The organism is Pseudoalteromonas sp. Angola-30 (genome assembly GCF_028599215.1).
GTDB classification, from domain to species: domain Bacteria; phylum Pseudomonadota; class Gammaproteobacteria; order Enterobacterales; family Alteromonadaceae; genus Pseudoalteromonas; species Pseudoalteromonas atlantica.
Genome location: NZ_JAQREI010000014.1, coordinates 79895 through 105840, shown reverse-complemented (window position 1 = coordinate 105840; position 25946 = coordinate 79895). Strand labels below are relative to the sequence as shown.

Annotated in this window: 26 protein-coding genes and 1 pseudogene; 15 read left to right on the top strand and 12 right to left on the bottom strand. The window is 42.1% G+C overall.

Annotation, left to right across the window (positions count from 1 at the left end):
* The first annotated feature begins 318 nt into the window (after positions 1 to 318).
* Entirely contained in the window at positions 319 to 1383 is a 1065-nt protein-coding gene (gene hemE, locus PSH54_RS15840) for a uroporphyrinogen decarboxylase (protein WP_024033935.1), read from the top strand.
* A 68-nt stretch (positions 1384 to 1451) separates the two neighbouring features.
* Here hemE and sthA read toward each other — a convergent pair whose 3' ends face one another.
* A complete protein-coding gene (gene sthA, locus PSH54_RS15835) occupies positions 1452 to 2882 on the bottom strand; it encodes a Si-specific NAD(P)(+) transhydrogenase (protein ID WP_256846424.1) in 1431 nt (476 codons plus the stop codon).
* Positions 2883 to 2895: 13 nt separating this feature from the next.
* Positions 2896 to 4029, bottom strand: coding sequence for an acyl-CoA desaturase (locus PSH54_RS15830; RefSeq protein WP_054983308.1), 1134 nt, complete (start codon positions 4027 to 4029; stop codon positions 2896 to 2898).
* Between the two features lie 127 nt (positions 4030 to 4156).
* Between PSH54_RS15830 and fabR the strand changes: the two genes are divergently transcribed.
* The 5 genes from fabR (at position 4157) to leuD (ending at position 9863) form a co-directional block, all read left to right on the top strand.
* Positions 4157 to 4777: an HTH-type transcriptional repressor FabR gene (fabR, locus tag PSH54_RS15825; RefSeq protein WP_004589390.1), complete on the top strand. Its 621-nt coding sequence runs from the start codon at positions 4157 to 4159 to the stop codon at positions 4775 to 4777.
* Positions 4778 to 5182: 405 nt separating this feature from the next.
* Positions 5183 to 6736, top strand: coding sequence for a 2-isopropylmalate synthase (leuA, locus tag PSH54_RS15820; RefSeq protein ID WP_273606567.1), 1554 nt, complete (start codon positions 5183 to 5185; stop codon positions 6734 to 6736).
* Positions 6733 to 7809 carry a 3-isopropylmalate dehydrogenase gene (leuB, locus tag PSH54_RS15815; protein WP_004589388.1) on the top strand — a complete coding sequence of 359 codons (1077 nt, stop codon included), beginning with the start codon at positions 6733 to 6735 and terminating at the stop codon, positions 7807 to 7809. Before leuA ends, leuB begins: the two co-directional genes overlap by 4 nt.
* Positions 7810 to 7863: 54 nt before the next feature.
* Positions 7864 to 9264, top strand: coding sequence for a 3-isopropylmalate dehydratase large subunit (gene leuC / locus PSH54_RS15810; protein ID WP_138611203.1), 1401 nt, complete (start codon positions 7864 to 7866; stop codon positions 9262 to 9264).
* Positions 9264 to 9863: a 3-isopropylmalate dehydratase small subunit gene (leuD, locus tag PSH54_RS15805; RefSeq protein ID WP_004589386.1), complete on the top strand. Its 600-nt coding sequence runs from the start codon at positions 9264 to 9266 to the stop codon at positions 9861 to 9863. Before leuC ends, leuD begins: the two co-directional genes overlap by 1 nt.
* An 83-nt stretch (positions 9864 to 9946) precedes the next feature.
* Here the strand turns inward: leuD and PSH54_RS15800 are convergent, their stop codons facing one another.
* A complete protein-coding gene (locus PSH54_RS15800) occupies positions 9947 to 11458 on the bottom strand; it encodes a DUF3360 family protein (RefSeq protein ID WP_273606566.1) in 1512 nt (503 codons plus the stop codon).
* Positions 11459 to 11799: 341 nt separating this feature from the next.
* Between PSH54_RS15800 and PSH54_RS15795 the strand changes: the two genes are divergently transcribed.
* Together PSH54_RS15795 and PSH54_RS15790 are read left to right on the top strand one after the other, a co-directional pair.
* Complete coding sequence (locus tag PSH54_RS15795) at positions 11800 to 12786, top strand: hypothetical protein (protein ID WP_273606565.1); 987 nt, start codon at positions 11800 to 11802, stop codon at positions 12784 to 12786.
* A gap of 43 nt (positions 12787 to 12829) precedes the next feature.
* Positions 12830 to 13423 carry a hypothetical protein gene (locus PSH54_RS15790; RefSeq protein WP_248451796.1) on the top strand — a complete coding sequence of 198 codons (594 nt, stop codon included), beginning with the start codon at positions 12830 to 12832 and terminating at the stop codon, positions 13421 to 13423.
* Position 13424: 1 nt separating this feature from the next.
* Here PSH54_RS15790 and PSH54_RS15785 read toward each other — a convergent pair whose 3' ends face one another.
* Positions 13425 to 13799: a hypothetical protein gene (locus tag PSH54_RS15785; RefSeq protein WP_004589382.1), complete on the bottom strand. Its 375-nt coding sequence runs from the start codon at positions 13797 to 13799 to the stop codon at positions 13425 to 13427.
* A gap of 98 nt (positions 13800 to 13897) precedes the next feature.
* On the opposite strand from PSH54_RS15785, the gene PSH54_RS15780 reads away from it, so the two are divergent.
* The gene (locus PSH54_RS15780) at positions 13898 to 14341 is read left to right on the top strand and encodes a tellurite resistance TerB family protein (RefSeq protein WP_273606564.1); all 444 of its coding nucleotides are present in this window, start codon (positions 13898 to 13900) and stop codon (positions 14339 to 14341) included.
* A gap of 3 nt (positions 14342 to 14344) precedes the next feature.
* Here PSH54_RS15780 and PSH54_RS15775 read toward each other — a convergent pair whose 3' ends face one another.
* Entirely contained in the window at positions 14345 to 14911 is a 567-nt protein-coding gene (locus PSH54_RS15775; protein WP_029773331.1) for an NADPH-dependent FMN reductase, read from the bottom strand.
* A gap of 117 nt (positions 14912 to 15028) precedes the next feature.
* On the opposite strand from PSH54_RS15775, the gene PSH54_RS15770 reads away from it, so the two are divergent.
* Positions 15029 to 15928: a LysR family transcriptional regulator gene (locus tag PSH54_RS15770; protein WP_273606563.1), complete on the top strand. Its 900-nt coding sequence runs from the start codon at positions 15029 to 15031 to the stop codon at positions 15926 to 15928.
* Here the strand turns inward: PSH54_RS15770 and norR are convergent.
* A complete protein-coding gene (norR, locus tag PSH54_RS15765) occupies positions 15921 to 17477 on the bottom strand; it encodes a nitric oxide reductase transcriptional regulator NorR (protein ID WP_273606562.1) in 1557 nt (518 codons plus the stop codon). The two genes, PSH54_RS15770 and norR, sit on opposite strands and share 8 nt — an antisense overlap.
* A 160-nt stretch (positions 17478 to 17637) precedes the next feature.
* On the opposite strand from norR, the gene PSH54_RS15760 reads away from it, so the two are divergent.
* The 3 genes and pseudogenes from PSH54_RS15760 to hmpA form a co-directional block, all read left to right on the top strand.
* Entirely contained in the window at positions 17638 to 17907 is a 270-nt protein-coding gene (locus PSH54_RS15760) for a hypothetical protein (RefSeq protein ID WP_096042597.1), read from the top strand.
* Complete coding sequence (locus PSH54_RS15755) at positions 17907 to 19139, top strand: NnrS family protein (RefSeq protein ID WP_273606561.1); 1233 nt, start codon at positions 17907 to 17909, stop codon at positions 19137 to 19139. The genes PSH54_RS15760 and PSH54_RS15755 overlap by 1 nt, the downstream gene beginning before the upstream one ends.
* Positions 19140 to 19150: 11 nt before the next feature.
* Positions 19151 to 20341: pseudogene (gene hmpA, locus PSH54_RS15750) on the top strand (NO-inducible flavohemoprotein); the annotation flags it as partial.
* 60 nt (positions 20342 to 20401) lie between these two features.
* Here the strand turns inward: hmpA and PSH54_RS15745 are convergent.
* From PSH54_RS15745 to PSH54_RS15735, 3 genes are all read right to left on the bottom strand, one after another.
* The gene (locus tag PSH54_RS15745; RefSeq protein WP_004589374.1) at positions 20402 to 20770 is read right to left on the bottom strand and encodes a hypothetical protein; all 369 of its coding nucleotides are present in this window, start codon (positions 20768 to 20770) and stop codon (positions 20402 to 20404) included.
* Entirely contained in the window at positions 20770 to 22389 is a 1620-nt protein-coding gene (locus PSH54_RS15740) for a S41 family peptidase (RefSeq protein WP_273606560.1), read from the bottom strand. Before PSH54_RS15740 ends, PSH54_RS15745 begins: the two co-directional genes overlap by 1 nt.
* A 108-nt stretch (positions 22390 to 22497) precedes the next feature.
* Positions 22498 to 23157, bottom strand: a complete 660-nt coding sequence (locus tag PSH54_RS15735) for an endonuclease (RefSeq protein WP_096042458.1) — start codon at positions 23155 to 23157, stop codon at positions 22498 to 22500.
* Between the two features lie 126 nt (positions 23158 to 23283).
* Here PSH54_RS15735 and PSH54_RS15730 point away from each other — a divergent pair, with 126 nt between their 5' ends.
* Positions 23284 to 23634, top strand: a complete 351-nt coding sequence (locus PSH54_RS15730) for a VOC family protein (protein WP_273606559.1) — start codon at positions 23284 to 23286, stop codon at positions 23632 to 23634.
* Here the strand turns inward: PSH54_RS15730 and PSH54_RS15725 are convergent.
* Together PSH54_RS15725 and PSH54_RS15720 are read right to left on the bottom strand one after the other, a co-directional pair.
* Positions 23609 to 24325, bottom strand: coding sequence for a hypothetical protein (locus PSH54_RS15725; RefSeq protein WP_273606558.1), 717 nt, complete (start codon positions 24323 to 24325; stop codon positions 23609 to 23611). The two genes, PSH54_RS15730 and PSH54_RS15725, sit on opposite strands and share 26 nt — an antisense overlap.
* A gap of 143 nt (positions 24326 to 24468) precedes the next feature.
* The gene (locus PSH54_RS15720) at positions 24469 to 24720 is read right to left on the bottom strand and encodes a DUF7218 family protein (protein WP_273606557.1); all 252 of its coding nucleotides are present in this window, start codon (positions 24718 to 24720) and stop codon (positions 24469 to 24471) included.
* A gap of 231 nt (positions 24721 to 24951) precedes the next feature.
* Between PSH54_RS15720 and PSH54_RS15715 the strand changes: the two genes are divergently transcribed.
* Entirely contained in the window at positions 24952 to 25332 is a 381-nt protein-coding gene (locus PSH54_RS15715; protein ID WP_004589368.1) for a hypothetical protein, read from the top strand.
* 10 nt (positions 25333 to 25342) lie between these two features.
* On the opposite strand, the gene PSH54_RS15710 is transcribed toward PSH54_RS15715, so the two are convergent.
* Positions 25343 to 25783 (bottom strand): PaaI family thioesterase, encoded by a 441-nt coding sequence (locus tag PSH54_RS15710; protein ID WP_273606556.1) that lies wholly within the window; start codon positions 25781 to 25783, stop codon positions 25343 to 25345.
* Between the last annotated feature and the right edge of the window lie 163 nt (positions 25784 to 25946).

Sequence of the window (25946 nt, the reverse complement as noted above, 5' to 3'; positions counted from 1 at the left end):
CAAGCTTTCTTATTGTTATAGAAGATTTTTGTTATTTTTATTATAAATATTTTTGTTATTGTTGTTTAAGATTTTTATTATTGTTCTTGTTAACGCGGGACAAACAATACCAAGGTTTTTGTTATGTTGCAAACATATTAACAAAAAGTTTTTATTGTTAGTTCTTTTTGGTTATTTAACACTCAAATGTGACTAAATAAGCAACAAACTAGGTTCTGTTAGCTGTAACACATGTTTTAAGAGCTTAGCGATAGAGAGCCGGAGAATATGGTGGTACAATCTTGAACAATTTCTATAAGCCTCAGGATTATTTACGCTATGAGCGAATTAAAAAACGACCGTTATTTACGTGCACTTGCAAAACAACCCGTTGATGTAACACCGGTATGGATGATGCGCCAAGCAGGACGCTATTTACCAGAGTACCGTGCTACACGTGCACAAGCGGGCGATTTTATGAGCCTGTGCCGTAATGCTGAGCTTGCATGTGAAGTAACACTACAACCACTTCGCCGTTACCCGTTAGATGCTGCTATTTTATTTAGTGACATTTTAACTATTCCCGATGCTATGGGTTTAGGTTTGTACTTTGAAACCGGTGAAGGCCCTAAATTTGAAAACCCTATTTCGTCACTTGCTGATGTTAAAAAGATTCCTAAGCTAGACCCAACTGACGAGCTTGGCTATGTAATGAACGCAGTAAGTACTATTCGCCGTGAACTTAAAGGCGAAGTGCCACTAATTGGCTTTTCGGGTTCACCGTGGACACTAGCAACTTACATGGTTGAAGGTGGAAGCAGTAAAGTATTTGGTAAAATTAAAAAAATGGCCTTTGCAGAGCCGCAAACACTACATTTATTACTAGATAAATTAGCTGATTCAGTCATTGATTACTTAAACGCGCAAGTAAAAGCCGGTGCGCAATCGTTAATGGTATTTGACTCGTGGGGCGGCGTATTAAGCCCGCGCGATTACAACGAATTCTCACTGCAATACATGCATAAAATTGTTGATGGTTTAATTCGCGAATACGACGGCCGTAAAGTGCCGGTAACGCTATTTACCAAAAATGGTGGTCAGTGGATTGAAGCAATTGCAGCAACAGGCTGTGATGCAGTAGGTCTTGATTGGACTATTAATATTGGCGACGCTAAACGCCGTGTAGGCGATAAAGTTGCATTGCAAGGGAATATGGACCCGTCAATGCTGCACGGTACGCCTGATCGTATCCGCCAAGAAGTAGGCACTATTTTAGAAGACTTTGGCACAGGTGATGGCCACGTATTTAACCTAGGCCACGGTATTACACCAGATGTAGACCCAGAAAACGCCGGTGTATTTATTAATGCAGTACATGAGCTAAGCGCGCAATACCACAAATAACAACCGTAGTATTAATAGCTATTAAAAAGCCCGCTAATTAGCGGGCTTTTTGCTGTGTAGTAATCGGGTTAAGTAAATAACCTATTTAATCCATTTAACGCCGCAACACGGTAGGCTTCTGCCATCGTTGGGTAGTTAAATGTGGTATTTACAAAGTAGTCAACAGTGTTGCCTGCCCCTTTTTGTTCCATAATGGCTTGGCCAATGTGAACAATTTCTGAGGCACGCTCACCAAAGCAATGCACGCCAAGTACTTCTTTTGTTTCACTGTGAAACAATATTTTTAAACTACCAACTTCTGTACCCGCAATTTGCGCACGAGCTAAGTGCTTAAACTGAGCACGGCCAACTTCATACGGTACTTTTGCAGCGGTTAGCTGTTGCTCTGTTTTACCTACCGAACTCATTTCAGGAATGGTATAAATACCGGCCGGTATATCTATAATTAGCTTATCTTCGCAATTACCGCAGGCAATAGCATCGGCAGCTATACGGCCTTGATCAAATGCAGCACTCGCTAAGCTTGGGTAGCCAATTACATCACCTACTGCGTAAATGTTGTCTACCTCAGTTTGGTACATTTCGTTGACTTTAAGCTGGCCTCGACCATCGGCTTTTAAACCAATAGCTTCAAGGTTTAGCGTATCGGTATTACCTGTGCGCCCGTTAGCAAATAAAATACAGTCGGCTTTTACACGCTTGCCCGATTTTAAATGCATTACAACGCAATCTGAGCGCGTTTCTATACGGTCAAACTCTTCGTTATGACGAATAACAATACCGCTGTTCCAAAAGTGGTAGCTAAGCGCGTCAGAAATTTCTGCATCCATAAAGGCTAATAAGCGGTCGCGTGTGTTTACTAAATCTACCTTAGCGCCTAAGCCTTTAAAGATTGAAGCGTATTCACAGCCAATAACACCCGCACCGTATATAAGTACACGTTGTGGGTCGTGCTCTAGGCCTAAAATAGTATCGCTGTCGTAAATACGTGAATGGCTAAAGTCGACCTCAGGTGGGCGGTATGGGCGTGAGCCGGTAGCAATTACAATGGTTTTAGCGGTAATACGCTCTGCTGAGCCATCAAGGCGCTTAATTTCAACCGTGTGTTTATCTACAAAGCTCGCATCGCCTTGGTACATATGAATGCGGTTACGATCGTAAAAGCTGCTACGTAAGTTTGACTGCTTAGAAATAACAGAACTTGCATGGCTTAAAATATCAGGAAACGTTAAGCGGCTAGGGCGCTCGCCAACATTAAAAAGTGGGTTTGCTTTGTATTCAATATAGCGGCTAACCGAGTGGCGTAATGCTTTTGAAGGAATTGTTCCCCAATGTACACAGCCACCGCCAACAGCTTGTTGGCGCTCAATAACCGCTACTTTTTTATCGTTTTTCGATAGGTTCATGGCGGTGCCTTCACCGCCAGGGCCCGTACCAATAATTATTGCGTCATATTGGTAAACTACGGGTGCTTTTTTTTGTTCTGGTTGTTTGGCCACAGCCACTCCTAAATTAATTAAAAGAGGCTTTTAATAACCTCGCATTAAGTGCTAGCCATGCCTGTTTTTGATTTTCCCAGGCGGCTTCCAGCTCATGGTATTGTGTCATTAATGCTGACTGTTCACACTGCTTTGCCATGTTATTTTTTTTAGCTTCTAACACTTGTTTTTGTAGTGAACAGTAATTTTGCAGCTTTTTCAGCAGTAAATCGTACTCTTGTTGTAATAATGTAAGCTTATCTTGCGCTAAAGGCAATTTTGAAAGGCGCGTTTGCGTTTTACTCATTAGCGTTTCGGCTTTGGCTTTTTCTATGCGCTCAACCGGGGTGCGCTTTAATTTACTGGCTAAACCGAGCGCTGCTAAAGAGCGGATCATCCATTTAGTTGGGTCGTAATGAAACCACTTAATACCGTTACGGTAATCGCTTGCAAAAATATGGTGGAAGTTATGGTAACCCTCGCCATAAGTAAATAACGCTAAAAAGCCATTATCGCGCGCAGTGTTTTTCTCAGTGTATGGGCGTGAGCCCCAAATATGAGCCAATGAATTAATGAAAAAGGTAAAGTGCTGGCTCAATACTAAGCGTAATAAACCTGCAAGTAGTAGCATACCCCACACATCGCCTACTAATAAACCAAGCACAAGCGGTAAACCGACATTCATGGCTATAACAAGCTTTAAGTAGTGTTTATGCTGCCACATAACAATTTTATTGCGCTGTAAATCGCGACAATTACTGTAATCGTTATAACTGTCGCCTTGGTAATCACGGAGCATCCAGCCAATATGGCTGTACCAAAAGCCGTTAGTTGCGGCGTAAGGGTCTTTTACTGGGTCATCTACTTGGCCGTGGTGTATACGGTGATCGCTACTCCAGTGCAACGCACTGTTTTGCAAAGCAAATGCGCCACCAAGGGCAAAAATAAATTCTATTGCAGGGTGTACGTTATAGGCTTTATGCGCCCATAATCGGTGGTATCCGGCAGTGATAGATAGGCCTGCGTAAAACATACAGCCTACAAATGCAATCCAATGCGCGCTGGTAAATCCGTAACTAATGCCGTACCAAGGTACAAGTGTGACAGCCGCCAAAAAGGTTAGGCTAAAAAATAGGACGTTTGTCCAAATAATCGGTGGTTTATTCATCGTTTTTACTCTCAGCGTACAACTGTAAGCTAAAATAGTGTTTCAATCTCTTGGCGTCAAGTATTAGACTAGACAATTCGGCTAATTATCATTAAAACTTCATATAAAATTACTCAGGGAGCTGTGGATGTCGGGTGTTAGAGCACAACAGAAACAAAAAACACGACAAGCCTTAATAGAGGCGGCATTTAATCAGCTTAGTGCTGATCATAGTTTTTCTAATTTAAGCTTACGCGAAGTTGCCCGCGAAGCAGGTATTGCCCCCACCTCTTTTTATCGCCACTTTAAAGATATGAACGAACTAGGTTTAACCATGGTCGACGAAGCAGGCTTGACCCTTCGCCAACTTATGCGCCAAGCCCGCAGACGTATAGCCAGTGGCGGCAGCGTAATAAATACTTCGGTTGTTACCTTTATGGAGTTTATTGATAACTCAAGCAACCAATTTAGATTACTGCTGCGCGAACGCTCTGGCACCTCAAAAGCTTTTAGGGCCGCTGTTGCACGCGAAGTAAAACACTTTATTCTAGAACTTGCGCATTATTTAGAAAGCGAAACCAAGTGTGATTCAATTCACGCTTATATTCAGGCCGAAGCCATGGTAACACTAGTATTTAATGCTGGCGCTGAAGCACTTGATATAGAAGGTCAACAACGCGAAGAACTCATTGAGCGGGTTATTTGGCAGCTGCGTTATATTACCCGCGGTGCAGGTCATTATATTCGTGAAACAAATAATCAGGTTTAGCTTAAAAAATTAGCAATAAGTTAATCTAAGCACGCAAGTTTACTCAACACATTAATTTAAGCTAAAAATTGTAGCTGTGTGATTTATAAAACCTAAATACACTGTTTTTAGGTATATAAATTTCTTCAATGTGGGGTTTTTATTCCTTTGTTTGGAATATTTATGCTTGCACCAACTGCTTTGTAATGTTAAAAATAGGCCTCACTGAACACACACACAAGAAACAAGATGCAAAATATTCGTTTAATTACACTAAAACTTAACCTCTTACTGCTATGGTCAGTGAGCGGGGATTAGTGTGTTTGCATCGAGTTAAACACTAAAAACCCCGCAATTGCGGGGTTTTTTATTATCTCGCGGCTGGGATAAATTGAAATTTGGGTAACAGAGGAATGAGGGGCAGTTATGCAAGACAAAGATAAAGTATGGATTTTTGATACCACCTTACGTGATGGCGAGCAGGCACTTAAAGCAAGCCTTACAGAAGACGATAAAATTCAGCTAGCGCATACTATTAGCCGCTTGAACGTGGATGTGATGGAAGTGGGTTTTCCGGTTTCGAGCCCCGCTGATTTTCGCTCGGTACAACGTATTGCAACCGAAGTCAAAGGCCCAATTATTTGTGGTTTAGCACGTTCAGTAGCAAAAGACATTGAAGCCTGTGGTGAGGCGCTTCGCACAGCACAGCAAAGCCGTATTCATACTTTTATTGCCACAAGCCCTTTGCACCTTGAACACAAATTACGTATGAGCCTAGACGATGCAACGGCCATGGCGGTTAAATCAATTAAATTAGCGCGTAACTACACTGATGATGTTGAGTTTTCGTGTGAAGATGCCGGGCGTACGCCACACTGGGATTTATGTAAAATTGTCGAGCAGGCAATTAACGCCGGTGCCTCTACTATTAATTTACCTGATACCGTTGGCTTTGTAACGCCAGACGAATACGCCGCAATGATCCGCCATTTAATGAATAACGTGCCGAATATAGATAAAGCGCGTTTAAGTGTACATTGTCATAACGATTTAGGTTTAGCTGTGGCTAACTCGGTAGCCGCGGTACAAGCCGGTGCTCGCCAAATTGAATGTACAATAAATGGTATTGGTGAGCGTGCGGGTAACTGCTCGCTTGAAGAAGTGGCGATGATCATGAAAATGCGCAAAGACCACTTAAACGTACACACCGATATTAAAAGCGAAGAAATTTATCGCGCATCTCGCCAAGTGGCAAAAATATGCAATATGCCGGTACAGCCAAATAAAGCGATTGTGGGCGAAAACGCCTTTGCGCATAGCTCGGGCATTCACCAAGATGGCGTATTAAAAGCGCAAAATACTTATGAGATTATGTCGCCAGAAAGCGTCGGTGTGCCAAATAACCAATTAAATATGACCTCGCGTTCGGGTCGCCATGTTATTGAGCACCGCTTAGAAGAGTTAGGTTATCAAAAAGCTGACTACGATATGGACAGCTTATACGAGAGCTTTTTAGCGTTAGCTGATCAAAAAGGCACCGTATACGATTACGACCTTGAAGCCATGATTTACTTTAATCAAATTAACGACAAAGACGAAAAATACCAATTAGAGTTTGTAAACTCAGCGTCTAACTCACAGTCGGTAGCCAGCTCTACCATTGGGATGTTAATTGATGGCGAAGCAAAACAAGAAGCTGCTACAGGTAATGGCCCTGTTGAAGCCTCATTTGCGGCTATTGAGCGCTTAACTGGTATGAGCGTTGAAATGATTGAATACAATTTAGAAGCCACTGGCCAAGGCGCAAGCTCGCTTGGTCAAGTAAACATTATTGCTAAATACGATGGCCGCCCTTATCACGGTGCGGGTATTGCTGCGGATGTGGTAGAGGCGTCGGTACGCGCCATGATCCGTGTTTACAACTTAATTTATCGTGCACAAAAAGTGTCTGATTTAAAACAACAAAGGAAAGTAGGATGAGTAAAACAAACTACAGCGTTGCCGTATTAGCAGGCGACGGTATTGGCCCAGAAGTAATGGCAGCAGCAGAGCAAGTACTTGATGCTGTAAGCAATAAGTTTGGTTTTACCCTGAACCGTCAGCATCATGCTATTGGTGGCGCAGCCATTGACGAATTTGGTGAAGCATTACCACCAAAAACGCTAAGTGCGTGTGAAAACGCCGATGCCATTTTATTTGGCTCAGTAGGTGGCCCAAAATGGGAAAACCTACCACCTAACGAGCAACCTGAGCGTGCATCGCTTTTACCGCTTCGTAAGCACTTTGGTTTGTTTTGTAACTTACGCCCAGCACAGCTTTTACCGGCGCTTAGCGCAGCATCGCCATTACGTGCAGATATTAGCGAAAAAGGCTTTGATATTTTATGTGTACGCGAACTTACTGGCGGCATTTACTTTGGTGAAAAAGGCCGAAGCGGCGAAGGCGCTGAAGAAGCTGCATTTGATACACAAACTTACTCGCGTAAAGAAATTGAACGCATTGCCCGCTTTGCCTTTGAGGCAGCAAAATTACGTAGTAACCATGTAACGTCGGTTGATAAAGCAAACGTGCTTGCATCAAGCGTATTATGGCGTGAAGTAGTTACAGAAGTAAGCAAAGACTACCCAGAAGTAAGCCTAGATTACATATACGTAGATAACGCAGCTATGCAATTAGTTAAACAGCCTAGCCAGTTTGACGTGCTACTTTGCGATAACTTATTTGGTGATATTTTGTCAGATGAGTGTGCAATGATTACAGGCTCAATGGGCTTATTACCATCGGCAAGCTTGAATCAATCGGGCTTTGGTTTGTATGAGCCTGCTGGCGGGTCAGCGCCAGATATTGCCGGTAAAGGGGTTGCAAACCCGATTGCGCAAATTTTAAGTGCTGCACTTATGCTACGTTACTCATTAGGCCAAGACGAAGCTGCGCGCACCATTGAAAAAGCCGTAGCCGAAGCTGTAGAAGCAGGCGTTGGCACGCCAGATATCTACCCACAAGGTGGATACAGCACAAGCGATGTGGCAGCTGCCATCGTTTCACGTATTTAATATATAAATCGCAGCACCGTTATGCTGCGACTTAACAAAGTAGGGAATTAGCAAGTGGCCCAAACGTTATACGACAAAATTTGGCAAGCACATACCGTTGCCAGCATAAACGAGCAAACTGATTTACTTTATATTGACCGTCATTTAGTACACGAGGTGACATCACCACAGGCTTTTGCAGGCCTACGTGAAAAAAAACGTACGGTACGTTGCCCAGAAAAAACCTTTGCAACAATGGATCATAACGTATCGACTAAAAGCCGATCACTTGATGCCGCAAGCGAAGTATCTAAAAACCAGTTAATGGCACTTGATGCTAACTGTAAAGAATTTGGCATTGTACTTTACGATTTAAACTCAATTAACCAAGGCATAGTGCATGTAATGGGGCCAGAACAAGGTATTACCCTGCCCGGCACTACCATTGTATGTGGTGATAGCCATACTTCTACGCATGGCGCGTTTGGAGCATTAGCGCACGGTATTGGTACTTCTGAGGTTGAGCATGTATTAGCAACGCAAACGCTACAGCAAAAGAAGGCAAAATCGTTAAAAATTCAAATTAACGGTGTGCTACGCCCAACTGTAACCTCTAAAGATTTAATTATGGCGGTTATTGGTAAGTTAGGTACAGCTGGCGGTACAGGTTATGTTGCTGAATTTTGTGGTGAAGGCATTGAAGCACTTTCAATGGAAGCCCGTATGACGCTATGTAACATGAGTATTGAAATGGGTGCAAAAGCAGGTTTAATAGCACCAGATCAAATTACGTATGATTACTTAAAAGGTCGCCCATTTGCACCTAAAGGCGCTGACTTTGACGCTGCAGTTGAATACTGGGAAACCTTAAAATCAGATGAAGGCGCAGAGTTTGACTTGAGTGTTGAGCTTGAAGCTGACGACATTCAGCCGCAAATTACGTGGGGTACAAGCCCAGAGCAAGTAATTGGCGTTGATGAATGCATACCAGATCCAGACCAAGAACCAGATTTAATTAAAGCCGATGCTATACGCAGCGCACTTAGATACATGGACTTAAAAGCCGGCGATAAATTATCAAGCGCGAAAGTAGATACAGTCTTTATTGGCTCATGTACTAATAGCCGTATTGAAGATTTACGTGCAGCGGCAAAAATTGTTGAAGGTAAGCAGGTTGTAGCTGGCATTGAAGCACTTATCGTACCAGGCTCTGGCCTTGTTAAAAAGCAAGCCGAAGACGAAGGCTTAGCCGATATTTTTAAAGCGGCAGGTTTTGAGTGGCGCGAGCCGGGCTGTTCAATGTGTTTAGCAATGAACGACGACCGCTTAGAAGCGGGCAAACGCTGTGCATCTACGTCTAACCGTAACTTTGAAGGCCGCCAAGGCCGTGGCGGGCGTACGCACTTAGTAAGCCCTGCAATGGCAGCGGCTGCTGCAATACATGGTCACTTTGTTGATATAAGAGGAGAAGCCTAATGAGCGTATTTTTTAGTGGCTTAATGGCCCCACTTGATAAAAACAATGTAGATACAGACCAAATTATTCCTAAGCAGTTTTTAACATCAACCAGCCGTGATGGCTTTGATGCAGCACTGTTTTACGATTGGCGTTACCTAGAAAACGGCGAACCAAATCCTGATTTTATTTTAAACCGCCCATGCTACCAAGGCGCGCAAATATTATTAACGCGCGACAACTTTGGTTGTGGCTCATCACGCGAGCATGCACCATGGGCGCTTAAGCAATATGGTTTTGAAGTAATTTTAGCGGAAAGCTTTGCTGATATTTTCTTTAATAACTGTGGCAACAACCAAATGCTAGCCATTGCGCTACCCGCTGATACGCTTGAGCAATTGTTTGTACTTAGCGAGCAACACGACGATATAAACATTCAAATCGATCTTGAAAACCAAACACTAACAAGCGATAAGTTTGCGCCAATTAGTTTTGATATTCGTAAAGACGTAAAAGAGCGTTTATTAAGTGGCTTAGATTTTATTGGTGTGACCGAAACGCTAAATCCACAAATTGATGCGTTTGAAAAACAACTTGCTGCTGAGCGCCCTTGGCAGTAACGAAAAGCAATTAATTACATATGAAAACAAAGCGCGGCTGAGTATATAAGCCGCGCTTTTTTTATGTTTAACTCTTCAAATTATTAATGTCTAAAATCTGTCATTAGCGCAGGTATGCCTGGCAGCATACCAACAATAGCCATAACGGTAGTTAAAATAACAAACATAATGAGCGGAATAACCCAACGGCTCATTTTAGTTAAATTAGCACTGCGCTCTTTACAGCCAATTAAGCCTAAGTTATCAAGCAGCATAGTCAGTGACCAACCAAAAGCAGGGTTAACCAAGCTTGACGCAAACACAACAATAGCGGCCGATTGCGTTGTTTTACCTTCGCGTGTCATTTCCATACCCGCCTCAAGTAGCGGAATAAACACACCTACAATAAGTGCAACACACAGCACAGGTTGCCAAATGGCTAAATCCATTGGGTAGCCCCATAAACCCGCAATAATACAAAATACGGCTGTTAAAATGGCGCCCGCCGGGATAGGGCGTTTAGCAATAGCGGCAGGGACAATGTAAGTCCCCCACGATGAGGTAAAGTTAGCACCACCGGCCAGCGAGCCAAAGGTTTGTCTAACCGATACGCTTAGCATGGTGTCGTCTATGTTCATTTGAACTTTTTCAGTGCGTTGCGGGTAACTAATTTTTTGAAATACTTGATGCCCTAAAAAATCCGGTGACCACATAGCGACAGCTAATACCGCAAACGGCAGCACAACCACAAAGCTTTCAAGCGTAGGTAAGCCAAGCATCCAGCCTGTGTTTTCGCCCCACCAATAAGCTGGGTTCATATTTGGTAAGCCCGGCGCGGTATTAAATTCAAACGGCGCACCGAGTGCAAACGCAACACCACCGCCAATAAGGCAGCTAAGCGGCACAGCTAACCAGCGCTTTTTAAAGTGCTCAAGTAACGCATACAATAAAATGGTCGCCAAAATAACAATAAATGCAATGTGCGCCATATCAATGGCCTCAGCCCATGCAAACAGCTTTTTAACCTGCGAAATTGTGCCAATAAAGCCTAAATATATAAGTAAGCCCCCGCACACGCCTTTACTCGTTAAGCGTGCCAGCAAGCTCCCTCCTTTGGTTATGGCTAAAATAAAGCCAAAGGCTCCAATCAGTAAGCCAAACGCCATAGGGTGGCCACCAGCGGCAACCACAATAGGAATAAGAGGAATAAGTGGCCCATGAGTACCTGCTAAGTTAGCGGTAGGTAAAATAAAGCCCGAAAACAAAATAATAAAAATAGAAACAATCAGTAATTCATAGCGTACGTTTTCTAACACAAACGCATCACTTAAACCCAGTGGCGCTGCAAATGTAGCTGCAATAGCACCCACCATAACGACTTTACCAATGGTGCCCGCCATGGCAGGAATCGTGTCTTCAAATTCAAAACGGTAGTCTCTAAATGGTAAATTAGGCCGCCAGCGTTTAGGCTGCATAATTTGCAGCTCGTGTTCTAGGTATTCGTCGCGGGTATTAAACTCTGAACTAGCTTTATGCTTATTTTGATAGCTGTTGGCATCATCTACGTGGGATGCGCTTGTTTTTTCTGGCTCGTTACCCTTTGGGGTTACTGACATAGTCCCTCCTGTTACTCGTTGCTTATTTATTAATACGGCTTTTGTTAAAGCAAATGAATAGTGAACAAGCAGAGTAGATCAGCTTTTACTCAGGAATGTATAGGCAAAAGGTCGTGTATGGCTTTATTTTATGCTAAATCATTGTGTTGGCATTCTTAAATGTAAAGTGTATTTTGTTTAAAATCAGTGTGTTGATTTGTTTTTTTATGTGTTCTAATTTGGTGAAATATTGTAAAAACAAGGCTGTTATCCTTTAGTCTAAGTAGTGGTTTATGTATTTTAATTGAACTGAAATAGCGCATCTGCTAGGTTCAATGGTTACTCAAATAATAAGAAATTCAATGCAAATTCAATCTCCTAAATCAATTGGTATTTTACTTGGTACGCTTTACGGCATATTTATGCGGCTGTTTGTGGAGCTGCTTGATGCTTATAATTTAAGTAGCCTTGTATCTATTTCATTTATGTTTTTAGTGCCCGTTGCAATTGGCTATATTCGTATTCATTTTGAATTTAAAAGCTCAAATACATTAACTAAAAGGCAAATGGTGACAATTGCTTGGCAGCCAATTTTTGTTTTTTTACTTGTAAGCGTTATTACACTGCTTGAAGGCAGTATTTGTGTGGCAATGGCTTTGCCTGCCTTTATGCTCTTTGCAAGTATGGGTGGTTTACTGGCAGGCTTTATTAAAAACCGCCAAACAAAAAACGCTAACAGGCCTTTACTTTCAATAGCTTTGCTTCCTGTATTGCTCTCACCTATTGAGGTAAATTATTTACACTTATCAAAAACGTACGAAGTCACCAACTCTATAGTTATTGAAGCGCCTATAAATCGTGTATGGCAGCAGCTTGCTAATGTAAGCACCATAGAGCCACAAGAATTGCCATTTTCGCTTACCCAATTAATAGGTGTACCTAAACCTTTAGAGGCAAATATGAATGCTACGGGGGTTGGGGCTGTTAGAACGAGTAAATGGCAAAAAGGAGTTGCATTTAAAGAAGTGATTACGGATTGGCAGCCAAATAAACAGATGCTTTATAGATTTGAGATAGACCCTGATGCCATTCCCGATGATGCACTCGATAAACACGTAAAACTAGGCGGCGAATACTTTTCACCTCTTTATGGTGGGTATGCGTTAAGTGAAGATAAAAGCGGCAATACTATTTTAACTTTAAAAACGACTGTGCAAGATAATACAAATTTTGGTGTTTATTCGCGAATATGGGGTGAGGTGATTTTTCAAGACTTCCATTATTCACTTTTAACATTAATGAAAAACAGAGCAGAAAAGCCACTTGTCGCAGCTATTTCCCATTATTAACTTAAACCGCTATGGTATGAAAAAACTATTATAAGAGTACTTTATGAAATTATTAACGGCAGCAACGTTATTACTTGCCTCATCAGCGGCTATCGCGCGCCCTGCGCCTTTGGTATCTATACCAACACACGATGCGTTTTTTAATAATATAGCTGCGCATTGTGGTAAAGCGTTTGAGGGCAAAGTAAGCGTAGATAACGCAAAAGGCCCAAGCTCATTCGAGAATAAAAAACTAATTATGCATGTTCGTAAATGCACAGATAGCGAGCTACAAGTACCATTTCATGTAGGAGATGATGCATCGCGTACATGGATCATTACTAAAACGGGCAGTGGTTTGAGCTTAAAGCACGATCATCGCCATGAAGATGGCAGCGACGATGTTTCAACTATGTATGGCGGTCATACCCTTGATGCGGGTTTTGCACAAATGCAGTCTTTCCCGGCCGACCAATATTCTAAAGAGTTATTTGTAGCACAAGGGATAGCGCAGTCGGCAGGTAATACATGGCAAATGTATATTTATCCTGAGGTTTTTACGTATCGGTTAATTCGCCAAGGGCGCGAGTTTAAGGTGGACTTTGATTTAACTAAACCAATTACTCCACCAGCAGCGCCGTGGGGCTACGAAAAATAAACTATTTTTCTTTTTTCTCGGGTGCGTCACATTGTAGTAAAACGTTTAATGGTGGTTGATAAGCGCGTGGTTTAGTAGGAAAACGTTCGTACTCTTGCACGCCTTCAAGCACTTTTAACATAAAGGTTCTGCCGCGGCATAATCTGTCTGCGTGGCGCAGTAAAAACATACTTTGATTAGCAAAGTGTTTGTAGTCGTCTGATTGTATTTCTATTTTATAGTTGTCTTCACCAATTTTGGTTTGGTAATAATGTACTTTGTTATCAAAGTCGTATGACTTTTCTTTTTCGCCCACTTCTGCAAAGGCGCTCCCTATACCAGAAAAGGCTAGCAATGCAGCGCCAACAACTAAATGCGGTGTGTATAAGCCTTTCATAAAAATGTATCCTTTAATTTGCGAACTTAATACCCATTAATAAAGCATTAAGTGCGATGTATTTAAGTTAAGTCTAACACCCAAAAAGAGAATATGTGATGTTCAAACAAATAAAACAACTGCTTGCCGCTTTTGACGAGCAACAGCCAAGCATAGAGCAGCATGATCTAAAAACAGCGGTTGCTGCGCTGCTTATTGAAGTAATGCGTGCTGATTCTAAGCTCGACCATAATGAACAACACACCCTGACTGTAACCTTAAAAAAATACTTTAATTTAACAGAATCGGAAGTTGATGAGCTCACCACCAATGCCGCAGGTAGCTTAGATGGGGCTATTGATTACTTTCAATTTTCTAAGCAGATTAACGATCACTGCAGCGCGGCGCAGCGCATTGAAATAATTGAGCTATTATGGCGATTGGCGTATGCCGATGGAGAGATAGATCCTCAAGAAGAGTATGTAATACGCAAAGTGGCTGGGCTTTTATATGTAGCGCACACCGATTTTATCGCTGCTAAATTAGCAGCGACACAATCGTAAAAATTAGCTTAATTTACTAGCAACAGAAACGAGCTGCTGCGTTAATACGCTAACTTTTTCTGCTGTGGTTGGGTCGCTAATTTTTCCATCTTCGTCAAATACAGTAAATGCTGATGGGATAGCGAGCTGATCGGCAAGTACTAACGAGCCAATCCCACTTAAAATATCGCGTACATGGTTTAAGCCGCGCAAACCACCCAAACCACCCGGTGATGTAGCAAATAACGCCACTACCTTGTTGCGAAATGCGGGGACTGCGCCTTGCTCAGTTCGCGATGCCCAATCAATTGCATTTTTAAGTGCAGCAGTAATTGAGCCGTTGTACTCTGGGCTTGCTAGTAAAATACCATCAGCATTACGCAGTTTATCTTTTAATAGTTGGGCATCGGTAGGTGTGCCTTGCGCTTCAATGTCTTCGCTAAATAATGGCAAATTTAACTCGGCGAGTGTAATTACTTCCACTTCAGCACCGGTTTGCAGAGCAAAACGAGCTGCTTCGTTAATAAGTTTTTGGTTAAAGCTGTCTTTACGCAGGCTACCCGCGAGCGCGATAATTTTTGGTGCTGACATAATTTAGACCTTTTATTGGTTGGGTATGACACTAATGTAGCAAATTTTTGCTTGTAGAAAACCCGAATAAACGCAACACTTATGTGCGTATATGCACATAAGTAGAAGGCGGGTAGCGTGGCAATAAAATTTGACGACTGGCAAGACGTAAAAGTTGCCTTTGAAGTGGCAAGGCTAGGTACTTTGACCGCCGCAGCAGAGGCATTAAGTGTGCACCATAGCACAGTGTTGAGGCGCATAAATAACTTAGAGAAAAACTTAAATGTACGGTTATTTCATCGCCATGCGCGCGGATATAAAGTAACCGAAAGCGGGGCAAAATTATTTGAAACCGCACAAGCTATAGATAACTCACTCGAAGGTTTACATAACGCCATTGCCGCAGCCGATAGTGAGCTCAGAGGGAGCTTGTTACTGACTACCGTGAGTGGTTTTATGGATATGCTAAGCAACGTGTGTGAGCAGTTTCAAACATTGCATCCGCAAGTGCAGCTAGAAGTGATTTTAGAGCAAAAGCGCCTAAGGCTTGACCACGGACAAGCTCATATAGCAATACGAGTAGGCCCCAAACCTGATGAAGGCGACTATATAGCGCAGCACTTAGCTAAGCTATCAGCCGGCCTATATGCCCACAAACGTTATATTGCTAAACACGGCATGCCAAAAACCTTAGATGACTTAAAGCAGCATAATTTTATATCGGGTATTGCGGGATTTAATGCGCGTGTACCTTACTTTAGCTGGGTTGATGAGTTTATTCCTCAGTCGCAAATTAAATTAAGAGTATCAGAAACCTCAGAAGCGGCGCGCGCGGTTATTAAAGGCTTAGGCATAGGGGGGTTGCACCAAAGCTCGATAGAAAATAACCCCGACGTAGTGCCTATATTGCACGACAAATTACATTGGGAGTTTGACTCTTGGTTGGTTACTCACCATTTAGTACACCGCACGGCCAAAGTGCAAGCCTTTGCTGCGTTATTAAAAACCTACTTTAGTAACATGCCACACGTTAAATAGTTTTTTTAACTTTAATGTCTAAGCGTTTGGCAAGCCTAACTAGGTTGGCTCTGTCGAGTTCAAGGGTTCGTGCAGTAGCTGCCCAATTATAATTATGCTGTTTTAATTGCTCGGTAATAACCGTAAATTGCAAAGATTCAACGGCCTGTTTTAAAGGCTGATGATGGGCAGTGTGGGCGGTAATTGGCGTGCTAACGTGCGCGTTGTTGTTTGGTTGTTGGGCTAAATCGCAGTGCTCGCTTGTAATTGTTATTATTGGGTTTTGCCACTGGCTTTGCTTAGCCTTTAATGCGCTGCGGCTAATAACATGTTCAAGCTCGCGTACATTACCAGGCCAACTGTATTGGTTGAGCAATACTTGCGCTTCAGTGCTTAGCTTTAATTGTTTAATACCTAATTTACGGGCAGTTTGTTCAATAAAATAACCAGTCAGTAAAGTTATGTCGTGCTCGCGTTTATTAAGTGGCGGCACGGTAATAGGGTAAACACTTAGCCGGTGATATAAATCGGCTCTAAAGCGGCCTTGTGCTACCTCATGTTTTAAATCACGATTAGTGGCTGCTATTACCCTTACATCCACATATTTTGGCGTGTCTTCTCCTACTGTTTGTATTTCACCACTTTGCAACACACGCAATAATTTGCTTTGCATAGCCAATGGTAGCTCGCCAACTTCGTCTAAAAATAACGTGCCACCATCAGCTAGCTGAAACTTACCTTGGCGGGCATTTTGTGCGCCAGTAAATGAGCCTTTGGCGTGGCCAAAAAACTCACTCTCTGCAAGATTTTCGGGGAGTGAGGCACAATTTAAGTGAATCAGCGGTTGATCTTTTCGGGCAGAATTTAAGTGAATATTACGCGCTACTAGCTCTTTTCCTACGCCCGTTTCTCCTAACACCAATACACTAAAATTAGAGGCCGCAACGAGTTTTATTTCATTTTTAAGCGTTTGCATTACTGGGCTTTGGCCAATAATTTCGCCGCCATCGCGAGTAAGTGCATCACGCGTTAACTCTTGCACAAGTGCACTCGAATGCTGTGCATGGTGTTTGTAATGGGCAAGCTCTAGGGCTGTTTTAAAATGCGCACTGCACAGTGTTTGTAAGGTACTGAGTGTATCTGCGCTAATACTGCCAAAGGCATTTGCGTTTAAGCTATCGAATGTAAGCACGCCTAGCAAAGTGCTTTTATCGTAAAGGGGTAAACCTAAGCAAGCATGCACAGGAATATCGCCCGTTTTGGCCAGCAGTAGGCCGTCGTATGGGTCGGGCAGGGGGCAGTCGTGTGCAAACTGTAATGCGTGGCTTGCACTACAAATGGCCGCTAATCGTGGGTGCTCTGCTATTTTAAAGCGCCTACCAAGGCTGTCCGGCATCAGACCTTTGATGGCTAAGGGCTTGAGTTGCTCGCCCTGCACCACAAGTAATGCACTGGCATCACTAGGTATTACACGTTCAACCGTTGCCAATAATTGATCAAAGCTGTGCTCGTGCAGCGTGCTTTGGGCAAGCTCTAAAGCCACTTGGGTAAGGTTGAATTGCTGGTTCATGTCAAAATGACCTATTCGTGTTTTTATGATTTAAATTAGAGTGTGTCATAAAGACTCAATTTGTAAAGTATTTATATTTAACTTACTGAATATTAGTGTTTTATTTTATTGGCACACTATGTGTAATAGCTAAGTAACGTTAATGGTTACTGAGGTAGTTATGAACACACTTACACTAAATAATGTAAACAACCAGGTTGAGTTAGGCGCATTTTTTAGAACGCTATTATTTACTGCTAATACAGTATTAGGGCTTAGCGCTATTTGTATGGTTGTGAGCATTTTAATTAGTTACCCGTACGCAGAGCACTTTTCGATGCAGGTACAAATATCAGCGCATATTAGTACGATTGTAGTGGCAGCTATTTTAAAAGTTAGTTATGTGCTGCGTTGTGTTGCGCAACATGGTTTAGGGCAGGAAGTACGCTAATGCGCCCACTAAATTTAACAGAGCCAATGCCAGCGCACATAGCTATTCATCACGTAACAAAATGGCCGTTATGGATGCTTGCATTTAGACCCTACTTTTTAGCAGGCGGTTTGCTGGCATTTTTATCGATAGGGTATTGGCTACTTATTTTAACGGGCTATGCTAGTTGGCACTTAACCATGCCAGCCACACTTTGGCACGCGCATGAAATGCTATTTGGCTTTGCAGGAGTGGTAGCAGTCGGCTTTTTACTTACGGCGGCACAAACTTGGACAGGCGTTGAAAGTATAAGTGGCAAAGCACTTATGCTACTTACTTTTATATGGATAAGTGCTCGTTTAGCATTTTTTATAAAGCTGCCTGATTTTGCCAATATTAATTTACTGGCTGTTACTTTGCTACAGCTAGCATGGTGGCTTGGGGCAATTACGGCACTGGCTAATATGCTATTAACAGCACGCAGTAAAAATAATTACCCGTTTTTAGTTATTTTAAGCGTGTTGTGCGCCCTTAATACTCTTTATTTACTCCTTGTTTTAAATAACAACATGCAGCTTGCATTAGCTGTGGTTGACACTGCGGTACTGGTTGTCAGTTTACTGGTCGGCATTGTAGCAGGGCGGGTTATTCCCTTTTTTACTGCTAAAGGCCTAGCGCTTAGCGAGCAAGTACGCACTCCTAAAATTGATAAAGCACTGCTGTATTTATCAATTTTGGCAATTACTTTATTTTTTATCAGTAAATTATTTTTAAGCTCAATTAGCCCTGCATTCATTGTTGCAATAGTGGCTGTGCTTCACTTAATTCGAGCAAAACTTTGGTGGCATGCAAACGTGCTAAAAGTGCCTTTATTATGGTCTTTGCATTTTTCTTATTCTGCTTTAGGTGTTGGCTTAATGATGATTGCATTTAGCTTTCACACAAGCGAAGTACATTTTAAAGATGCGCTCCACCTTATCACTATTGGCACAATAGGGATGATGATTTTAGCCATGATGAGCCGTGTATCGCTAGGGCATACAGGGCGTACGCTTAATACACCTAAATATATATCTGTTGCTTTTGCGCTTGTGCTGGTGGCAGCTATTACTCGCTCCATACTCCCTTTAATTATTGCGCCACACTTTGCTTGGCAGATCAGTGCCTTGCTGTGGTTAGTGGCTTTTTTATTATTTTTAATTTACTGCACACCTATATTAATACGCCGTCGTGTTGATGGGCGCCGTGGTTAGTTTACCTACAGGACTACATTATGTTATCTGATAAAACCATTGAGATTGTTAAAAGCACTGTTCCGTTATTAGCGCAAGCCGGCACGGTTGTGACCGATCATTTTTATAAGCGACTATTTAGCCATAACCCAGAGCTTAAAAATATTTTTAATATGACTAACCAAAACACCGGGCGCCAGCAATTTGCTTTGTTTAACGCATTAGCGGCATATGCTCAAAACATTGATAACTTAGCGGTGTTAAAAGAGGCATTAGCGCGCATTAACCATAAACACACCAGTTTAAATATTTTACCAGAGCACTACCCGATTGTTGGTGCTAACTTAATTGACACCTTAAAAGAGCTAATACCAGAGCAGTTTACGCCGGATGTAGAATACGCTTGGCGTGAAGCTTACGCACTGCTTGCTGATATGTGTATTACCGAAGAAGCGGCTTTATATGAGCACAGTAAAAATAAACACGGTGGTTGGGCGGGCACGCGCCAATTTGAAATAACCAACAAACAGGTTGAATCAGCACTCGTAACAAGTTTTACACTAACGCCTATCGATGGCAAAGCGGTGATTACCCATAAACCAGGCCAGTATTTAGGGATTAAAGTTAAACCAGAGGGCGCTGAATATGAAGAAATTCGCCAGTATTCTATTTCACAAAAAGCCAATGGTAAAAACTACCGTATTAGTGTTAAAAAAGAGCTACAGCCAAAGCCTGGCATGGTGTCTAATTATTTACACTCACTAGCTCAAGGTGACATAGTTGAACTATACCCGCCTGCAGGTGATTTCTTTTTACGAAATAGTAAAAACCCAGCGGTACTTATTTCAGCAGGTGTAGGGCAAACCCCAATGCTTGCGATGCTCGAAACGCTATTAAGCGATAACCCTAAGCAAAATATTATGTATTTACATGCGTGCGAAAATACGCAGCAGCACTCGTTTGCACACTATTTAAATGAATTAAGTACGGCTTATAACAGCTTGCAAACTATTACGTGGTTTAATCAAAGTAGTGAAGGGGTTGATTTTACAGGGTTAATGGACTTAACTGCCATAAAAACACAGTTACCTCTTACAAATGGCGATTTTTACTTATGTGGCCCCGCTGGGTTTATGGCGTTTGTGAAAAGCCAGTTACTGGCACTAGGCGTTCAAAACGAGCATATTCATTACGAAGTGTTTGGTCCGCATCAAGACTTATAAACCAAGAGAAAAACGATAAAGGCACACAGCATAAATGCTGTGTGCCTTTTTAATAGTATTTTATTGTGCTTTACAACTTACGTTTTTAAGCTCAATAGACATATCTTTTTTAGGATAATAAAGCACGCACTGCTTGCCGATTATTTGTAAAACAAACTTTTCTGGCTTGATATTATGCGCGCCCATTATGGGCATACCATTTGAGTCTTTACTATTTCCATGGCTTAATAATAGCTCGCTGCGTTTAGTAAAAACGGTGTCGGCCAGTGTAACTAGTGTGCCGCCCTTTGCTTTTATAATCGCTTGCTGGAGCGTGGCTATAACGCCTGGGTTTACCTCGGTAAGTAGTGCAGGCTTAGCAGTGGCATTACTCATACTGTTACAGCCTCCAATAAATAATAAGGTTAATATTGCCAGTAGTTTAGCCATTACTTATCCTTATTTAACATAGGCCAGGTTAAATCCATATTGCCACGGTTAACGTTATTAGGTGCGTTTAAAGGTAATAGCTGCTTGCTATCGCCAGCAGCGCTTTGTACTTGCGTTTTAATACTCGCAGAGGCGGTGCTAACAGGGCACGTGCCGTTATTATCAATATGATAAAGCGCAGTAGAGAGTATCCCTTCGCTTGGATCGCCTAATTGATTATCAAAGTCGTCACTGACTACACAGCCTTTTACATCAGCATCAAACTGCGGTGTAGGCGTTGGCGTAAAGCCTGCTGCATATTCACCAAACCCTTTACTGTTAATACCGCTAAATTGAATGGTGTAATAGGTGGTGCCACAGTTATGTGTTGGGGTAAAACCGTATGGTTTACCGCAGGTTGTGTCGCCAATGAGCACTACCTCGGCGTCAATGCCTTTTAAGCCATTAATAAAGGCTTCTGATGCTGAACACGTACCCGATGTACTAAGCACATACACCTTAGATAGGTTTAAATCGGGGAGGCTTTCGCCAGTGCTGAAAAAAGTTGAGTAATCAATTTCTTCATCTATAAACGGAAAAGGCGACTCTACCGGTTGTTTATCGTTTTGCTGAGTTTGGTAATAAATACGGTTTTGAATGTTGGCGCTGCCCGCCACCATGTAAGCCAGCTGCGAAGAAAGCGCTAATAAACCGCCTCCGTTATATCTAAAGTCGATAACAAGCTCTTCCACGTTATCGGTTTTAAATTTATTAACGGCAGCAATTAAGCCTTCTTGGGCAATACCTATATGGCTATTAAACTGCATGTACCCTACGCTAGTGCCATTTGCAGTGGTAATGGTTTTTACGTTTTGTACAGGTGTTTGCTCTATGTTGCCGGCAGTTACGTTAAAGGTTTTTTCAGCGCCATCGTTACTGCGCACAACGATGGTGTGCGAGTCGCCATTAGTGGGGCTAAATAAGCCTTCGTTTAAGGTATCTACGCCTGCTTGTGTGCTGGTATTAATGCTTACGCCATCAACTTCAAGTACAGTATCGCCACGTTGAAAACCAATTTGGCTTGCTGGTGAGTCGTCTTCTAGGTAGGCAACACGTAAAATTCTATCAGCTGGGTCGCCAATAAATGCCCAATTTATACCATAGCCTGAGGTTACACCTGATTGCGCTTCTTGAAAGTAGTCCTCAGAAGGCTCTGAAAAATGAAAATTATCTTTTTTATCACCAGAATCGGTTAGTTCTTCGGTTTTTAGTTGGGCAAAATAATCGGCCACTGTAGCAAAGTTTTCAGGGTCGTTATCGGCTATTTCATCATACCAAAGGTAGGTTTCGTCGCTCCACGAGCGAAGCCAAAGCTTTTCGTAAAGGGCCGAACCGGCTTGGTCTGGGTAGGGCTCATTATTATTAAACGGATCGTTACCTGTGCGTGGGTTTTCGCAAAAGTTTTTTAACTCCTCCGATGGCTCAAATACACCTGCCGTCCATGTTGGGGCTGTGTTTGCAGGAGGTGTGACGACTGGGTCGGGCGTTTCATTCATGCTGCTACCACCGCCACAGCCCACAAGCGTTAGGCTTGAAAGTGCAGCAATAATAGCGAGTGTTGCTTTATTATTTTTAAACATACAAAACTACTTTTTGTAAATAAGTTGTTTAAAATACTACAACACCCGCTCATTTATTCAACGTATTCGCCCCTAAATTATGTAAATGAGTGTATACACTTAGGTGTGCTACAGCTTACTTGCGCTGCTTTTATCTGCAAATGCTTGTTTTTGCCAGGCATCAAATAGCTTTTGTTGTTTGTCTGATATTTTTAAGCCGTATGTTTTTTGCATATAGGCGTAGGTGTCGGCAATGCGCTTACGGGCATAAAAAGGAGGCTCTACAACGCGTTGTTTAAAGTTAACCTTTACTTGGCAGCGGCCATATTGGGTGGCGTTTTCGCTAAGCATACCAAAGCGATAGTTAGAGCGATCTGCGTTAATTTCGCCAATAGCAGGGGCTAAATTGTTTATATCGGCTTCCATTTTTCTAAATTTAGCACTGACCTTGCGACAGTTTTTACGACCACCGTTTTGCCAGCATTGTAGCTGGTGACCAAATTCCCACGCCGGCACTATATGCTCCCACTCTATACGCAGTGCACGTACATTAACCTTGCCAGAGGAAGTTAACGTATTACGTGGAATATAACCACAGTTACTAGGGTCGGGGATTAGCTTTTTACCTTGTTTTTTAATGTCGCAGCCGCAGTAAAGGCTTTTGGCGTTTTCGGGTAGGGTTTTAATTAAGTGCCTTTTAGCCGTTGAAAAGCGGGTAAATTCTTCACTCGATGCAGAAAAACAAATACAACAAGCCACAAAGGCCAAAATAAATTTAAGCATATCCATCACATACGTGAACTACAGGAGGCGCTAGTCTAAAGTTTTGCTGCTAAAAGATAAAGCCTGAACAAATTTTAATCCGCAATGCTTAGTACACTCTATACTGATATAAAAAATAGCGAGGAGATGACTATGCTAGGTGCTTTTTCAATAAGTTTAACGGTTAAAGATATTAGAGCCTCAAAAGCGTTTTACGAAAAGTTGGGCTTTAGCGAGTTTGCAGGTGAGATAGAGCAAAACTGGCTAGTGATGAAAAACGGTGAGCATTTAATTGGCTTGTTCTCGGGTATGTTTGATAAAAACATGCTGACCTTCAATCCTGGCTGGGATCAAAACGCACAAACCGTTACAGAGTTTAAGGATGTTGATGCGCTTAGCGAATATTTTCAAAACGCTCATATCCAGGTTGAACCTGTGGGTGATAAAAGTTTTATTATTACCGACCCAGACGGCAACCCTATTTTGATTGACCAATACGTGTAAGTTTTTTTAGCCTAACGTTTTGTATTAATAAAATAATACCGCATAAACAAAATAGTACGCTGGTGGCTGCAAAGCTGATGAGAAGCGGGTTGTTAAAATCTTCACGCTCGTCGTAATCCATTATGTGTAGCATCCAAAAAAAGTCGAATATGCGCCATAGTGTGCTGCGAACGGTGATAACTTTGCCGTTAATTGCATTTAAATACAGCGTGGTATTAAAGGTGTCGTTAAATTGTACTTGCCACACATTTGTTTTGTATCCCACCTCTCGAGTGCCTTGTTTTAAAAGCGTTGTGCTAATTGGCTTAGCGTCGATGAGTAAATGCGCTTGTGCATTAGCGGTAATTTGTATTTTAGTGGGTGGCTGAAAAGGGCGCCCCGTTAAACCATTAAAGCTTTGCTGCTCGCCACTATTAATAACAGTAATAAGCGGGGTCGTTAAAAAGTGCTCAAACACTATTTGCGTGGGGTTAGGCACTTGGGCAGTAATATTATCGAGTGATGTGGGGTAGTCTGCTTGAGTAAATGGGTTTGTAAGTGTGCGCTTAGCAAGGTGCTTACCGTGTACGTATTCAAGTGGTATCGCGCTCATTACTAAGCCGCCTAAAAGCCAAGCTAAAATTTGTAAGGCAAGTAAATAGCCTAGCCACTTATGTAGTTTTCGAGCGCGCTTAAATAGTTGTTTTCTCATTTTGTGCTTCTTATTATTTTTAGCGTTAGTGTATTACAGCAGCCCATGCTTTTACTGCGGCATTTTGTCGCAGTTATTCATAAGCTTACTCTAACTTTATAAAAATAATAAAAAGGAGCGGTAAAAAATCAGTGAGGCTGTGTTTAATGCTCACGTAAGGCATTTATTAGCCCTTGCTTGCTCATTTTTGAGCGGCCACTAATGCCGAGCTCTTTAGCTTTATAGTACAGCTGCTTTTTAGTGCGCTGCTCATACTTTAAGGCTTTGCCGCCTTTGACAGCGGTTTTATGAGTATTGCTATTAGCAATGCGCGCGGCTTTTTGTTTGCTCATGCCTTCATCTCGAAGCGCATCGTACTGATCGTCGTTTTTAATTTGCGGGCCATGATCTACCATAATTGTCCTCCTGAAGCGTTTAATTACACAGAGTGTGTATAACTTTCATACATAAACGGTAAAATTAAGCGTAATTAGCCTAACCCGTTTTATAAGGCAAATTAGGTGCCAATGGCTTTTAAACAGGTATTTTCTATGAATAAAGCCATGTTTAGCGCTTAGTTGATTTGGTATAAAAGTAAAACTGCGTTAAAGTTTGCGATGAAACTATAAGAGGGTAAAAAGCAGACAATGTCGGAAATTCAATTTTTAAATGTAGATCTAGAGCTTGAGTCTAAACAAGATATTAGCGCCCTAGTGGCAGACTTAAAGAAAAACGCGATGGTTTTGCATTATGACAAAGACGAATATCGTCAATTGGCGCGTATTGAAGCCTCAGGTGACATAACCACGCCAGACAAAGCAATCAACCACTTATGTGAATTAATAGAGTCGTGTTCACGTAATGCGCTTAAGCAGTGGCTAAGCTGTTCGCGCAGAACGTTTGATATAGGCTTTGAGTCGGGCACGTCACCTAAGTGTTTTAACCAAGCTCTACATGCAGATACACTACTACGTATATCTGCCATTGGCGCTGGTATGGAAATAACGATTTACCCTATCGAAAAGTAGCCATAGTTAACTATTTGCGCTCGACAACCGCTGCGGTCATTTTTGATACGCAGCAAAGCTCGCCGCGGCTATTGGTTATTTTTATTTCCCATACAGAGCTGCGCTTACCAATATGAAATGCACGAGTAACGGCGGTTAAAGTGCCATTTCGAGAGGCCTTTAAGTGGCTGGCGCTAATTTCCTGTCCAACACAATAAAATTTTGTAAAGTCCACTACAAAGTTAGCGGCGTAGCTTGCTATGGTTTCGGCAAGTACCACATTTGCGCCACCATGTACCATACCAATAGGGTTATGATGCTCAGGAATAGCAGGCATGGTAGCCACTAGGTAATCATCTCCTATTTCGGTTATTTCTATGCCCATGGTTTTCATTAGCGTGCCTTGGCCGTTTATTCCCTCATCTAACTGTTTGCAAAGCTCTAATGTAATGGGTTGATGCCAAATACTCATAATTACTCCTTTATATTGAAAGCAAATTTATAGCATTTTAAATACTGAACGTCTGTAATTACCTAAAATTTATCCAGGTGCGGTGTATTTAGCTATTTTAAAGCACAATTTAAATTTGCGATTTTTATTTAACTGTATATACTCACAGTTAAATGTACTGTAT

What these genes read in the sequence shown, in the direction of transcription:
- hemE (WP_024033935.1), top strand. Translation starts at nt 319, where the DNA reads ATGAGCGAATTAAAAAACGACCGTTATTTACGTGCACTTGCAAAACAA.
- PSH54_RS15830 (WP_054983308.1), bottom strand. Translation starts at nt 4,029, where the DNA reads ATGAATAAACCACCGATTATTTGGACAAACGTCCTATTTTTTAGCCTA.
- fabR (WP_004589390.1), top strand. Translation starts at nt 4,157, where the DNA reads ATGTCGGGTGTTAGAGCACAACAGAAACAAAAAACACGACAAGCCTTA.
- leuA (WP_273606567.1), top strand. Translation starts at nt 5,183, where the DNA reads ATGCAAGACAAAGATAAAGTATGGATTTTTGATACCACCTTACGTGAT.
- leuB (WP_004589388.1), top strand. Translation starts at nt 6,733, where the DNA reads ATGAGTAAAACAAACTACAGCGTTGCCGTATTAGCAGGCGACGGTATT.
- leuD (WP_004589386.1), top strand. Translation starts at nt 9,264, where the DNA reads ATGAGCGTATTTTTTAGTGGCTTAATGGCCCCACTTGATAAAAACAAT.
- PSH54_RS15800 (WP_273606566.1), bottom strand. Translation starts at nt 11,458, where the DNA reads ATGTCAGTAACCCCAAAGGGTAACGAGCCAGAAAAAACAAGCGCATCC.
- PSH54_RS15795 (WP_273606565.1), top strand. Translation starts at nt 11,800, where the DNA reads ATGCAAATTCAATCTCCTAAATCAATTGGTATTTTACTTGGTACGCTT.
- PSH54_RS15790 (WP_248451796.1), top strand. Translation starts at nt 12,830, where the DNA reads ATGAAATTATTAACGGCAGCAACGTTATTACTTGCCTCATCAGCGGCT.
- PSH54_RS15785 (WP_004589382.1), bottom strand. Translation starts at nt 13,799, where the DNA reads ATGAAAGGCTTATACACACCGCATTTAGTTGTTGGCGCTGCATTGCTA.
- PSH54_RS15780 (WP_273606564.1), top strand. Translation starts at nt 13,898, where the DNA reads ATGTTCAAACAAATAAAACAACTGCTTGCCGCTTTTGACGAGCAACAG.
- PSH54_RS15775 (WP_029773331.1), bottom strand. Translation starts at nt 14,911, where the DNA reads ATGTCAGCACCAAAAATTATCGCGCTCGCGGGTAGCCTGCGTAAAGAC.
- norR (WP_273606562.1), bottom strand. Translation starts at nt 17,477, where the DNA reads ATGAACCAGCAATTCAACCTTACCCAAGTGGCTTTAGAGCTTGCCCAA.
- PSH54_RS15760 (WP_096042597.1), top strand. Translation starts at nt 17,638, where the DNA reads ATGAACACACTTACACTAAATAATGTAAACAACCAGGTTGAGTTAGGC.
- PSH54_RS15755 (WP_273606561.1), top strand. Translation starts at nt 17,907, where the DNA reads ATGCGCCCACTAAATTTAACAGAGCCAATGCCAGCGCACATAGCTATT.
- PSH54_RS15745 (WP_004589374.1), bottom strand. Translation starts at nt 20,770, where the DNA reads ATGGCTAAACTACTGGCAATATTAACCTTATTATTTATTGGAGGCTGT.
- PSH54_RS15740 (WP_273606560.1), bottom strand. Translation starts at nt 22,389, where the DNA reads ATGTTTAAAAATAATAAAGCAACACTCGCTATTATTGCTGCACTTTCA.
- PSH54_RS15735 (WP_096042458.1), bottom strand. Translation starts at nt 23,157, where the DNA reads ATGGATATGCTTAAATTTATTTTGGCCTTTGTGGCTTGTTGTATTTGT.
- PSH54_RS15730 (WP_273606559.1), top strand. Translation starts at nt 23,284, where the DNA reads ATGCTAGGTGCTTTTTCAATAAGTTTAACGGTTAAAGATATTAGAGCC.
- PSH54_RS15725 (WP_273606558.1), bottom strand. Translation starts at nt 24,325, where the DNA reads ATGAGAAAACAACTATTTAAGCGCGCTCGAAAACTACATAAGTGGCTA.
- PSH54_RS15720 (WP_273606557.1), bottom strand. Translation starts at nt 24,720, where the DNA reads ATGGTAGATCATGGCCCGCAAATTAAAAACGACGATCAGTACGATGCG.
- PSH54_RS15715 (WP_004589368.1), top strand. Translation starts at nt 24,952, where the DNA reads ATGTCGGAAATTCAATTTTTAAATGTAGATCTAGAGCTTGAGTCTAAA.
- PSH54_RS15710 (WP_273606556.1), bottom strand. Translation starts at nt 25,783, where the DNA reads ATGAGTATTTGGCATCAACCCATTACATTAGAGCTTTGCAAACAGTTA.